11 protein-coding genes are annotated in these 12,737 nt (G+C 62.2%); 9 read left to right on the top strand and 2 right to left on the bottom strand.

Annotated elements, in window-relative coordinates:
• Positions 1–157: 157 nt before the first annotated feature.
• The 3 genes from AC1MEK_RS11110 (at position 158) to AC1MEK_RS11120 (ending at position 3,840) form a co-directional block, all read left to right on the top strand.
• Positions 158–1,165 carry an iron ABC transporter substrate-binding protein gene (locus tag AC1MEK_RS11110; protein ID WP_480396325.1) on the top strand — a complete coding sequence of 336 codons (1,008 nt, stop codon included), beginning with the start codon at positions 158–160 and terminating at the stop codon, positions 1,163–1,165.
• Positions 1,166–1,264: 99 nt separating this feature from the next.
• A complete protein-coding gene (locus AC1MEK_RS11115; RefSeq protein WP_480396326.1) occupies positions 1,265–2,779 on the top strand; it encodes an ABC transporter permease in 1,515 nt (504 codons plus the stop codon).
• Positions 2,776–3,840 carry an ABC transporter ATP-binding protein gene (locus tag AC1MEK_RS11120; protein ID WP_480396327.1) on the top strand — a complete coding sequence of 355 codons (1,065 nt, stop codon included), beginning with the start codon at positions 2,776–2,778 and terminating at the stop codon, positions 3,838–3,840. Before AC1MEK_RS11115 ends, AC1MEK_RS11120 begins: the two co-directional genes overlap by 4 nt.
• A gap of 3 nt (positions 3,841–3,843) precedes the next feature.
• Here the strand turns inward: AC1MEK_RS11120 and AC1MEK_RS11125 are convergent, their stop codons facing one another.
• Entirely contained in the window at positions 3,844–5,082 is a 1,239-nt protein-coding gene (locus AC1MEK_RS11125; protein ID WP_480396328.1) for an MFS transporter, read from the bottom strand.
• A 241-nt stretch (positions 5,083–5,323) separates the two neighbouring features.
• On the opposite strand from AC1MEK_RS11125, the gene AC1MEK_RS11130 reads away from it, so the two are divergent.
• The 3 genes from AC1MEK_RS11130 (at position 5,324) to AC1MEK_RS11140 (ending at position 7,928) form a co-directional block, all read left to right on the top strand.
• Complete coding sequence (locus AC1MEK_RS11130; protein WP_480396329.1) at positions 5,324–5,596, top strand: DUF2790 domain-containing protein; 273 nt, start codon at positions 5,324–5,326, stop codon at positions 5,594–5,596.
• 218 nt (positions 5,597–5,814) lie between these two features.
• Positions 5,815–6,081, top strand: coding sequence for a DUF2790 domain-containing protein (locus tag AC1MEK_RS11135; RefSeq protein ID WP_480396330.1), 267 nt, complete (start codon positions 5,815–5,817; stop codon positions 6,079–6,081).
• 1,079 nt (positions 6,082–7,160) lie between these two features.
• The gene (locus tag AC1MEK_RS11140) at positions 7,161–7,928 is read left to right on the top strand and encodes a 2-keto-4-pentenoate hydratase (RefSeq protein WP_480396331.1); all 768 of its coding nucleotides are present in this window, start codon (positions 7,161–7,163) and stop codon (positions 7,926–7,928) included.
• A 100-nt stretch (positions 7,929–8,028) separates the two neighbouring features.
• On the opposite strand, the gene AC1MEK_RS11145 is transcribed toward AC1MEK_RS11140, so the two are convergent.
• Positions 8,029–8,937 carry a LysR family transcriptional regulator gene (locus AC1MEK_RS11145; protein ID WP_480396332.1) on the bottom strand — a complete coding sequence of 303 codons (909 nt, stop codon included), beginning with the start codon at positions 8,935–8,937 and terminating at the stop codon, positions 8,029–8,031.
• A 132-nt stretch (positions 8,938–9,069) separates the two neighbouring features.
• On the opposite strand from AC1MEK_RS11145, the gene gcl reads away from it, so the two are divergent.
• From gcl to AC1MEK_RS11160, 3 genes are all read left to right on the top strand, one after another.
• The gene (gcl, locus tag AC1MEK_RS11150) at positions 9,070–10,845 is read left to right on the top strand and encodes a glyoxylate carboligase (protein ID WP_480396333.1); all 1,776 of its coding nucleotides are present in this window, start codon (positions 9,070–9,072) and stop codon (positions 10,843–10,845) included.
• 36 nt (positions 10,846–10,881) lie between these two features.
• Positions 10,882–11,664 carry a hydroxypyruvate isomerase gene (gene hyi, locus AC1MEK_RS11155; RefSeq protein ID WP_480396334.1) on the top strand — a complete coding sequence of 261 codons (783 nt, stop codon included), beginning with the start codon at positions 10,882–10,884 and terminating at the stop codon, positions 11,662–11,664.
• 141 nt (positions 11,665–11,805) lie between these two features.
• The gene (locus AC1MEK_RS11160) at positions 11,806–12,708 is read left to right on the top strand and encodes a 2-hydroxy-3-oxopropionate reductase (protein WP_480396335.1); all 903 of its coding nucleotides are present in this window, start codon (positions 11,806–11,808) and stop codon (positions 12,706–12,708) included.
• Positions 12,709–12,737: the final 29 nt, after the last annotated feature.

Raw genomic sequence — 12,737 nt, forward strand, 5'->3', positions numbered from 1 at the left:
TACAAGGTTTTAACGATTTTTTCTCGCGAGCGACTCTAATTTGCCACTCCCTCCCATGCGCTAATGATTCGCATTGAAGGATTGAGTCCTACACTCATCACACCGCTGTCGCACCTGGCGGTCTCACGACTCCCACACCTCTTCGGGAAGCATAAAAATGACTCTGCACCGACCCGCTTTCGCCAAGGCCGCACTGGCCGTCGCTCTGACCTGGTCCTGCGCCAGCGCCCATGCCGATGACGGCATCGTCGTGTACAACGCCCAACATGAAGGCCTGACCAAGGCCTGGGTCGAGGGGTTCACCAAGGACACCGGCATCAAGGTCACGCTGCGCAACGGCGATGACACTGAAATGGCCAACCAGATCGTGCAGGAAGGCAAGGCATCGCCGGCCGACGTGTTCCTGACCGAAAACTCGCCGTCGATGGTGCTGGTCGACAACGCCGGTCTGTTCGCACCGATTGCGCCGGCCACGCTGTCGCAGGTCTCTGAACCTTATCGTCCGGCCCACGGCAACTGGGTCGGCATCGCCGCGCGTTCGACGGTGTTCGTCTACAACAAGGAAAAGCTGGCCGAAAACAAGCTGCCCAAATCGATCCTCGATCTGGCCAGCCCTGAATGGAAAGGCCGCTGGGCCGCCTCGCCGGCCGGTGCCGACTTCCAGGCGATCGTCGGCGGCATGCTCGCGCTCAAGGGTGAAGCGGCCACGCTGGACTGGCTCAAGGGCATGAAGGCCAACTTCACCGCCTATCGCGGCAACAGCGCGGTACTCAAGGCAGTGAACGCCGGGCAGATCGAAAGCGGCGTGATCTTCCACTATTACAGCTTCGTCGATCAGGCCAAGACCGGCGAAAACAGCAAGAACACCGCCCTGCACTACTTCAAGCACAAGGATCCGGGCGCCTTCGTGAGCATTTCCGGCGGTGGCGTGCTGGCGTCCAGCAAGCACCAGGAGCAGGCTCAGGCACTGATCAAGTGGATCACCGGCGCCAAGGGCCAGGCCGTGCTCAAGGACGGCAAGTCGTTTGAATACGCGGTGGGCCAGGGCGCGGCGTCCAACCCGAAACTGGCGCCGCTGGCTGATCTCGATGCCCCGGCCGTCGATGCTTCCAAGCTCGACAACAAGAAGGTGGTCGAGCTGATGACCCAGGCCGGGCTGCTGTAAACCGTGCAACCGGAACCCTTGCCTCATCTTGCAACAAAAGCCACCGGGGTCGTTTCGGCCACCCCGGCGGCCCTGCACAGGCGCAGACCCGGGCGGCGCATGGCGGCGTGGATCACCGGCAGTTCGCTGTTGGTCTCGCTGCTGTCGTTGCTGCCGCTGGGCTTTGTCATTTACATCGCCGTGATCAGCGGCTGGGACAGCATCGTCCAGTTGGTGTTTCGCCCGCGCGTGGCCGAGCTGTTGCTCAACACCCTGCTGCTGGTGCTGATCACCTTGCCGCTGTGCATTGCGCTGTCGCTGGCGCTGGCCTGGCTGACCGAGCGCAGTGATTTGCCGGGGCGTCGAATCTGGTCGCTGCTGGCCACCGCGCCCATCGCGGTGCCGGCCTTCGTCCACAGTTACGCCTGGGTCAGCCTGGTGCCTTCACTGCACGGCTTGCCCGGTGCGGTGCTGGTGTCGGTGCTGGCCTATTTCCCGTTTCTCTACCTGCCGGTGGCCGCGACGCTGCGCCGGCTGGACCCGGCCATCGAAGATGTTGGCCAGTCGCTGGGGCTCAAGCCTGCGGCGGTGTTTTTTCGCGTGGTGCTGCCGCAATTGCGTCTCGCGTTGTGCGGTGGGTCGCTGCTGATCGGCCTGCACCTGCTGGCCGAGTACGGGCTGTTTGCGATGATTCGCTTCGACACCTTTACCACGGCGATTTTCGATCAGTTCCAGTCGTCCTTTAACGGCCCGGCGGCGAACATGCTCGCCGGTGTGCTGGCCCTGCTCTGCCTGGCGCTGCTGACCCTTGAATCCGCCGCCCGCGGCAAGGCGCGCTATGCCCGGCTGGGGTCGGGCAGCGCCCGTGAGCCGCAACTTCAGCGTTTGAGCCGTTCGGCCACGTTGCTCTGCCTGACGCTGCCCTTGCTGGTGACTGCGCTGGCGCTGGGCGTACCGTTGATCACCTTGGCGCGCTGGCTGATCGCCGGTGGCGGTGAGGTGTGGCAGCAGGACGGTCTGCTCGACGCCGTGCGGCAAACACTGGTACTCGCCAGCACCGGCGCCGTTCTGATCACTGCGGCCGCCTTTCCCATTGCCTGGCTGTCGATCCGCGCGCCGGGGCGGTTCAACCGTGTGCTGGAAGGCTGCAATTACATCACCAGTTCATTGCCCGGCATCGTCGTTGCGCTGGCGCTGGTGACGGTCACGATCAGAGTGGCGCGGCCGATTTATCAGACCGAAATCACCGTGTTGCTGGCCTACCTGCTGATGTTCCTGCCACGGGCGCTGGTCAGCCTGCGTGCGGGGATCGCCCAGGCGCCTGTCGAGCTGGAAAACATCGCGCAAAGCCTGGGACGTTCACCGGCCCAGGCGCTGTGGCAAGTGACCTTGCGCCTGACGGCACCCGGCGCGGCGGCCGGCGCCGCGCTGGTGTTCCTGGCCATCACCAACGAACTGACCGCGACCCTGTTGCTCTCCCCCAGCGGCACCCGCACCCTGGCCACCGGCTTCTGGGCCATGACCAGCGAAATCGACTACACAGCCGCAGCGCCCTACGCGCTGATCATGGTGCTGCTGTCGCTGCCGCTGACCGCCCTTCTCTATCACCAATCCCGACGCACGGCTGGCCGATGAACGCCCTTGAATTGCACGCTTTGCACAAGTCCTTCGGCAGCGTCGTTGCCCTGAACAATGTCAACCTGGCCATCGCCCCCGGCAGCCGCACGGCCATCGTCGGGCCTTCGGGCTCGGGCAAGACCACGCTGTTGCGCATGATCGCCGGTTTCGAATTCCCCGACAGCGGACGCATCACTATGCACGCCAAGCCGCTGGTGGACGAGACCCGGCAAGTGGCCGCCCACCAGCGCAATATCGGCTACGTGCCCCAGGACGGCGCGCTGTTCCCGCATCTGTCGGTGGCGGCCAATATCGGCTTCGGCCTTAGCGGTGATCGCTCCAGCAAGCGCCAGCGGGTCCTTGAGCTGATGGAAATGGTCTCGCTGGAAACCTCGATGAGCGAGCGCTGTCCCCATGAACTGTCGGGCGGCCAGCAACAGCGGGTCGCTCTGGCCCGGGCGCTGGCGCAGAACCCGGCGATCATGTTGCTGGACGAGCCGTTCTCGGCGCTCGACACGGGCCTGCGCGGCAGCATGCGGCGGGCCGTGAGCAAGCTGCTGTCCGACGCCGGAATCACTACGATTCTGGTCACCCACGATCAGGCCGAAGCCTTGTCGTTCGCCGATCAGTTGGCGGTGATGCGCCAGGGCCGGCTGGTGCAGGCCGGCCCGCCGATGGCGCTGTACCGCCAGCCGGTGGACGAGCAGACCGCGCTGTTTCTCGGTGAGGCCATCATTCTCCCGGCGTGGGTGGAAGGCGAAACCGCCACCTGCGAGCTAGGCACGATCCCGGTGATCAAGCCGCGCCGTCAGGGCACCGCACAGATCATGCTGCGGCCTGAACAGCTGAAGGTGTCCTTCGCCCACGACGACGCCGACCATGGCACAGCAGGCTGCGTCAGCGAAATCGATTTCGCTGGAGGCTCCTGCGTGCTCACTCTGGAACTCGCGCCCAGGCTAGGCGCCAACGGCGAGCAGATTCCCCACCGCAGCTTCAACGTGCGCAACCCCGGGATCGATATCCCGGCGCTGGGCAGCATTGTCCGAGTCTCCGCGGCCGGCCAGGCCCACGTGCTGTAGCGGTCAGGCCGGGATCGTGACCGGTTTCATGACCAGCATCACCACGGCGCACGTGGCCATCAGCACACAGGTGACGATGAACACGATGGGCATGCCAAAATGCCCGCCCAGATAGCCGCCGGTCAGCGGGCCCAGCACCTGGCCGACGTACTGGCTGGAGGTGGAATAGCCCAGCATGCGCCCGGCAACGATGTCCGGTACTGAATGGCGGATGATCGCGGCAATGCACGGCAGCAACCCGGCCAGGGCGATGCCCATCAGAAAGCGCAGCACCAGCAACTGCCATTCGTTGCTGACGAACGCCTGGGGAATCAACAGCACTGCCGCCGTGGTCAGGCAACCCATCACCACTTTCCAGTGGCCGATGCGGTCGGCCAGCTTGCCGATGCGCGAAGCTGACAGCACGCTGGCCAGCGCCGTGGCCGACATCACCAGGCCGGCCATCAGCGTCACGTTCTGGCTGTGCAGTTGCGTCAGGTAAACCGTGATGATCGGCTCGATGGACATGATCGAAAACATCACCAGGCTCGCGACCACGAACATGGTGATCACCGGTTTCTTGTCCGGAATCACGTCCCAGGCCCGCACCGTGGCAGGCTTTGGCGCCCCAGCCGCCGCTTTGGGACGCGGCGCTTCCTTCATCAGAAACAAGGTCGCCAGAAAGGTCAGGAAAATCACCCCACCGGCGAGAAAGAACGTGCTGCGAATGCCGATCAGCGGCGGCAGCAAGCCCCCGATCAAGGGCCCGGTGAGATTGCCGGCCATGATGCCCGACGAAAGCATGCCCAGCGCCCAGCCCGAGCGCGCCTTGGGCGTCTGGGTCGCGACCAGAATCGTCGCACCGGAGGCGTAGCCACCGAGCAATCCGGCCAATAGCCGCAACCCCACCAACTGGTAGATGTTTTCCGCCAGACCAATCAGCGACATGGCGATGGCCATGCCCAGGCTGGCGCGAATCAGCATCAGCTTGCGCCCGTAGCGGTCCCCCAGCCGGCCCCACAAAGGCGCGGTCAATGCAGCGGAAAGAAAGGTCGCGCCGAACGCCACCCCGGACCATTGCACGATGGCCGCCGGATCGCTCACCCCCAGATGCTCGACATACAGCGGCAGAAACGGCAGCAACAGCGTCATGGCGACGATGGTGGTGAACGCGCCCATCACACAGACGGCCAGGTTGCGTTTCCAGTGCAGTTCGGCGGGATTCTCGGCCTTGTCTTCGGCGGTGCGCTGCTGAGCAGTCATGATGGCTCCACGGGTTCGGAATCCCGTCACGGTAAGACCCGCAGCGCCATAAATAAAATTCATGTTTTTTATGCAGTGGATTCCTGTGCGGAATAGCCAGGACTGGGCCCTGGCATCATCGACAATGATGACGTTTATCGACAGACCGTATTTCTATGCACGCGGCTGGCTTACTTAAACTTCTTCCATCAGCAAGCCCACCCCGAAGTCGCTTGCTCTAATCGGAAAGTTGGAGCTCGTCATGAAATACGCACTGTTTGCCGCACTGTCTCTGTTCAGCCTGTTCGCCTCGGCCAATGACACGGTCAACACCGCCCCGGCAGCGGCGACTTCGAACAATCAATACGATTACACACAAGACCTGGACATCGCCAAGGTCGTGCGTATCAGCACCGGCGCCAACGCCAGCAATGCCTGCGGCCCGGTCAAGGCGCAGATGGAGTACGTCGACAGCAAGGGTATGACCCACAAGCTTGAATACACGCGGCTTGGCGACACTTGCGAGAACGGTTGAGACCTGCTTTCAAGCGGCGATTGCGTGGTCTTTTCGCAACAGTCATTTACTTGAAAAGAAACAATTAGCCTGACAGTAACGCGTGCGTGGCATTTATCACTAACGATGATTGCGCGAATCAATATCGACCATTTTTGTAAATGGTACGACGCTCTTAGCATGACGACTAACAGCAAGACACTTCCCGTTTTGCTTGACGATTTCTGTGGAGTGAAATGATGAAATACGCACTGTTTGCCGCGCTTTCCATTTTCAGCGCGTTTGCTTCGGCCAATGGCAGCGTGGGCGGCGAGTCGACGCCTGCTGCGGTTGAGTACAATTATTCGCAGCATCTTGATATTGCCAAGGTGATCAGCATCACCAACGATGGCAACCTTGCGACCGAATGTGGTCCGGTGCGGTCGCACATGATTTACGTGGACAGCAGGGGCCAGACGCACAATCTGGAATACACCCGGTTGGGGGATGGTTGTCAGAATGGGTGATTTTGGCTTGCGCTGGCATGAGTAGTCAGGCCGCGGATAGTCAGTTGCTGCTTTAGCGGTTGTCAGAGTTCTGCCTAATGGCAGAAGCGTTTCGGCTTCGCCGAGTTACTTGGAAAAGACCCCCAAGTAACCAAGGGGTCCTGCTCCTGGTTTGGGTCCTCCTTCGTCGGGTTCCCTCTCTCCGGTCCCGCTCCGTGGGCCCGGCGCGAATGGGCCATCCATGGCCCACGCGCCTCTCGCCGCATCCATGCGGCTCGACCCACTCCACATCACCTCCGTTCGGCCTGCACCCAAGTCGCGATTTGTGTTGTCCGGGCTATCGCGCATGAAAATCAAAAACCAGATCAAAAGCTCACGGCTAACGCCATCTTCCGGCTGACGCCATCCCCGTAGCAGTCCGGCTTGCCGGCGGTCTGGCGCGCAGCGGCAGCAAATCCTGTGCATGCGGTTTTCTTGACACGACCAGGTCGCCTGATTTTACTGCCGCTTCGCGCCAGACCGCCGGCAAGCCGGACTGCTACGCCCTTCGGGCAGAATCAAAAGCAGATTGCACAAAAAACTCCGTTGCCGTTGCCGTTGCCGTTGCCGTTGCCGTTGCCGTTGCTTTTGATCTTCATGCGCAAATCTCACAAACGCCACAAATCGCGACTTGGGTGCAGGCTGAATGGAGGTCTCGTGGAGTGGGCCAAGCGGCAGGATGCCGCGCGAGGCGCGGGGCCATGGATGGCCCATTCGCGCCGGGCCCACGGAGCGAGGCCGGAATGAAGGAAGTCCGACGAAGGAGGACCCAAACCAGGAGCAGGACCCCTTGGTTACTTGGGGGTCTTTTCCAAGTAACTCGACGAAGTCGAAACAGGTCTGACGTTAGGAAGAACGCTTTTGATTTTGATCTTGATCTTCCTCTACTGAGCTTTTTTTACCCCCTGCAGCCCCCGCAAATCATGGCCTCGAGCCCTTCCGGCACTGCAGGGCTTCCGCTGCCCCAGCCATTTGCGGTTAGAGTAACGCATGCTGGCTTCGCGGATGGACCCCGTCCGCCGTGGAGCACTTTCCATTCAACTGCCTGAAGGAAGTCCCGCGTGAATCTACCGTCCAACCCTGCGAACATTGCCGAACTGATCGTCGACGCCATGCGCCAAGGTCAGAAAATCTCCGAGATTCGCCCCGATTACGTGCCAGCCGACGCCGCCAGCGCCTACGCCTTGCAGCGCGAAATCCTCAGGCTGCGCGATACCACCGTCGGCGGCTGGAAAGTCGGGGCCAAATCCATCAGCGGCGGCCCCATCAATGGCGCGCTGCTGCCCGAAGACGGGCTGTTCGCCAGCGGCAGCCAGCTGGAAATCGCCGATTACCCCTCGCCCATCCTCGAACTGGAAATCTCCTTTCGCCTGAACCGCACCTTCGAGCCGCGCGAACAGCCCTATTCCGACGAGGAGGTGCTGGCCAGCATCGGCTCGATGGGCACCACCATCGAAGTCGTCAGCAGCCGCTTCATCGCCTGGCCGAAGATCGAGCCACTGCTGGCGCTGGGCGATCTGCTCAATCATGGCGCGCTGATCGTCGGCGACTTCATCCCCTACGACGCCAGCTTCCCGTTTCTGGAACCGGCCCTGAGCTTCACCTACGCCGATCAGGACATCGTGCCCGGCGACGGCGCCAACCCGGCGGGCGATCCGCGCCGGCTGTTGCCGTGGGTGGTCAATCACCACACGCAAAATGGCCAGAGCGTGACCCCGGATCTGGTGATCACCACCGGCTCCTACACCGGCATGTACCTGACCAAGGGGCCGGGTCTGGCGGTGGGCGAAATCCGTGGCTTGCCGCCGATTTCGGTGGAGTTGATCTGAGCCGGCATGAACCTCGTCCGTAGCAGCACGGCTTGCCGGCGGGAGCGCACTCAAGATCGCTCCCGCCGGCAAGCCGTGCTGCTACGGGGCGGTGTCATATTCACCCCCGCGTCCAATACCCCGGCCGGTTGTACACCTCCTTCAGAAACGCGATGAAAAACCGCACCTTCGCCGGCAGGTAATGCTGCTGCGGGTAAACCCCCTGAATGTCGTAACTGGGCAGCGCAAACTCGTCCAGCACGGTGATCAGCTCGCCGTTGTCGATCTCGTTCTGAATTTCCCAGGTCGAACGCCAGCACAGGCCTAGCCCGCGCTTGGCCCAGTCGTAGAGCAACTCGCCATCGTTGCAGTACAGATTGCCCGCCACCTTGATCGCCACCTGCTTGCCATCGCGCTGGAAGGTCCAGCCGCGATGCTGGCCGCCCTGCAGGTTGAAGGTCAGGCAGTTGTGCTCGGCCAGTTCCTCAAGGCTTTTCGGGTAGCCGCGTTCAGCAAAGTACCCAGGCGAGCCACAGACCACGCGGTTGTTGGCGAACAGCTTGATGGCCACGTAGTTGGGGTCCAGCACCTCACCGATGCGAATGCTCATGTCGTAGCCCTCGCGCACCAGATCGACCACGTTGTCGGTGAGGTTGAACGACAGCTGCAAGTCCGGAAAACGCGCCTGGAATTCCGGCGCATGGGGCGCCACATGCTGGCGGCCGAACCCGGCAGGTGCCGACACCACCAGGTGCCCGCGCACGCTGCTTTCGTTCTCGCTGATGCTGGCGTCCAGCTCCTCGAATGACTGCAAAACGGCCTTGGCGTTTTCCAGGTACGACTCCCCGGCGTCGGTCAGGGTCAGGCCGCGCGTGGAGCGGTGAATCAGCTTGACCCCCAGGCGTTCCTCCAGCGCACTCAGGCGCCGCCCCATGATCACCGGTGTGACGCCTTCGACCAATGCCGCCGCGGCAAAACTGCCGCGCGTGGCCACCAACACGTAGCTGCGAATTTCTGTGTAACGGTCCATTCGATACTCCTGATACCGATAGAACCGATAAAAACAGCCATTCACAAAAACTTCAATTCAAATCAGGCTGATCCTGTACACAAATTCTGGTTTTACGTACCAAAACTATCGAGTTTCAGGAGAACAACAAAAATGACCATCATGAGAGCCATCGAAGCCGCCGTTCTGGTGATGCGTCGCGAAGGGGTCGATACCGCCTTTGGTATCCCCGGCGCTGCGATCAACCCTCTGTACGCCGCATTCAAGAAAATCGGCGGTATCGACCACGTGCTGGCCCGCCACGTCGAAGGCGCCTCGCACATGGCCGAGGGTTATACCCGCGCCATTGCCGGCAACATCGGCGTGTGCATCGGCACTTCCGGCCCGGCCGGCACCGACATGATCACCGGCCTGTATTCCGCTTCCGCCGACTCGATCCCGATCCTGTGCATCACCGGCCAAGCGCCACGTGCCCGCATGCACAAGGAAGACTTCCAGGCGGTCGACATTGCCGCCATCGCCTCCCCCGTCGCCAAGTGGGCGACCACGGTCATGGAACCGGGCCAGGTGCCTTACGTGTTCCAGAAAGCCTTCCAGCTGATGCGCAGCGGCCGTCCGGGCCCTGTGCTGATCGACCTGCCGTTCGACGTGCAGATGGCCGAGATCGAATTCGACATCGATGCCTACGAACCGCTGCCGGTGACCAAGCCTCAGGCCAGCCGCAATCAGGTCGAGAAAGCCCTGGCGATGCTCAACGCCTCGGAGCGCCCGTTGATCGTCGCTGGCGGCGGCATTATCAACGCCGATGCGTCCGATGCACTGGTGGAGTTCGCCGAGCTGACCGGCATTCCGGTCATTCCGACCCTGATGGGCTGGGGCGCGATTCCGGACGATCACCCGCAGATGGCCGGCATGGTCGGCCTGCAGACCTCGCACCGTTATGGCAATGCGACGATGCTGGAATCGGACATGGTGCTGGGCATCGGCAACCGCTGGGCCAACCGCCACACCGGCACCGTGTCGGTGTACAGCGAAGGCCGCAAGTTCATTCACGTTGACATCGAACCGACCCAGATCGGTCGCGTTCTGACGCCGGATTTGGGCATCGTTTCCGACGCAGGCGCGGCGCTGGCGATGTTCCTTGAAGTGGCCCGCGAGTGGCACACCGCTGGCAAGCTCAAGGATCGCAGCCAGTGGCTGGCCAGCTGCCAGGAACGCAAGCGCACGATGCAGCGCAAGACCCACTACGACAACGTGCCGGTCAAGCCGCAGCGGGTCTACGAGGAAATGAACCACTTCTTCGGCAAAGACACCTGCTACGTCAGCACCATCGGCCTGTCGCAGATCGCCGGCGCGCAGTTCCTGCACGTGTACAAACCGCGTCACTGGATCAACTGCGGCCAGGCCGGCCCGCTGGGCTGGACCATCCCGGCGGCGCTGGGCGTGGCCAAGGCTGACCCGAGCCGCAAGGTGGTGGCGCTGTCCGGCGACTACGACTTCCAGTTCATGATCGAAGAGCTGGCCGTCGGCGCGCAGTTCAAGCTGCCGTACATCCACGTCGTGGTGAACAACTCGTACCTGGGCCTGATCCGCCAGGCACAACGCAACTTCGACATCGATTACTGCGTGCAACTGGCGTTCGACAACATCAACGCACCGGAGCTGGAAGGCTATGGCGTCGATCACATTGCCGTCGCCGAAGGCCTGGGTTGCAAGGCGATCCGTGTCAGCGACCCGGCGCACATCCAGGCGGCGTTCGCCGAGGCGGCGAGCCTGATGCAGCAGTACAGCGTGCCGGTCGTGGTCGAGGTCATTCTGGAACGCGTCACCAACATCGCCATGGGCACCGAGATCAATGCGATCAACGAGTTCGAATCGCTGGCCGAAAGCCGCGACGACGCCCCGACCGCCATCAGCCTGCTGGACTGAGCCGCAGCCTGACAGAACCAGAACAAGGAGCCCGACATGCCACGTTTATGCGCCAACCTGTCCATGCTGTTCACCGAGCAGGACTTTCTGCAACGCTTCGAAGCGGCCGCCAACGCCGGTTTCAGCGGGGTCGAGTATCTGTTTCCGTACGATTTCAGTTCGGCGCAGATCAAGGCCGAACTCGACGCCCACGGCCTGACCCAGGTGCTGTTCAACCTGCCCGCCGGCGACTGGGCCAAGGGCGAGCGCGGGATTGCCTGCCACCCGGACCGGGTCGAGGAGTTCTACGCCGGTGTCGACCTGGCCATTGCCTACGCCAAGGTGCTGGGCAACACCCAGGTCAACTGCCTGGCCGGGATCAAACCCCAGGGGTTCGATGATGCACTGATCGAGAAGACCTTCGTCGACAACCTGCGCTACGCCGCCGACAAGCTGCAGGCCCAAGGCATCGACCTGGTCATGGAAATGATCAACACCCTGGACATTCCGGGCTTTTACCTGAACACCACGGCCCAGGCCCTGGCGATCCGGGAGAAAGTCGGCAGCCGCAACCTGTCGCTGCAGTACGACATCTACCACATGCAGATCATGGAGGGCGATCTGGCCCGCACCATCGAGAAAAACCTGCCAGCGATTCGTCACGTGCAACTGGCCGACAACCCCGGCCGCCATGAGCCGGGCACTGGCGAGATCAACTACGGCTTTTTGTTCGGGCACTTGGACAGGCTGGGTTATCGCGGCTGGATCGGCTGCGAATACAAGCCGCTGACCACCACCGAAGCAGGCCTTGGCTGGCTCAAGACCCACAATTTGATCTGACCAAAAACGCCCCTTGTAGGAGTGAGCTTGCTCGCGAACCCGTGGTGTCATTCAACACCTTTGCCACAGACAAATCGCAATCGCGAGCAAGCTCACTCCTACGAGGGGACCGCGCAAGTACATAAGAAGAGGACATAAAACATGGCCAACATCGGATTCATCGGCACCGGCATCATGGGCCTGCCCATGGCGGAAAACCTGCAGAAGGCAGGTCACCAACTCATTCTGTCCAAGCACTTCGTCGCACCTCCGGCCTCGCTGGTTTCAGGCGGCGCCACGGTGCTGGCCAACCCGCGTGAAGTGGCGCAGGAAGCCGAGTTCATCATCGTCATGCTGCCTGACACCCCGCAGGTCAACGACGTGCTGTTCGGTGAAAACGGCGTGAGCGAAGGCACCGGCGCCGGCAAGGTGGTGATCGACATGAGCTCGATTTCGCCTTCGGCCACCAAGACCTTCGCCGAGAAAATCAGCGCCACTGGCGCGCAATACCTCGACGCGCCAGTCTCGGGCGGTGAAGTGGGCGCCAAGGCCGCGACCCTGAGCATCATGGTCGGCGGCAACCAGGGCACCTTCGACCGCGCCCTGCCGCTGTTCCAGACCATGGGCAAAAACATCACCCTGGTCGGCGGCAACGGTGACGGCCAGACCGCCAAGGTCGCCAACCAGATCATCGTTGCCCTGAACATTCAGGCCGTCGCCGAAGCATTGCTGTTCGCTTCCAAAAATGGCGCCGATCCGGCCAAGGTCCGTGAAGCGCTGATGGGCGGCTTCGCATCCTCCAAGATTCTGGAAGTGCACGGCGAGCGCATGATCAAAGGCACCTTCAACCCGGGCTTCCGCATTGCCCTGCACCAGAAGGACCTGAACCTGGCGCTCGAAGGCGCGCGTGAACTGAGCCTGAACCTGCCCAACACCGCCAACGCCCAGCAAGTGTTCAGCACCTGCGCCGCGCTGGGCGGCAGCGGCTGGGACCACTCTGGCCTGATCAAGGGCCTGGAACACATGGCCAACTTCTCGATCCGTGGCGACCACAAGCCAGACTGATCGTCGGCCGCAAACAAAAACGCCAGGCA

This window comes from Pseudomonas sp. 2, from assembly GCF_056627435.1.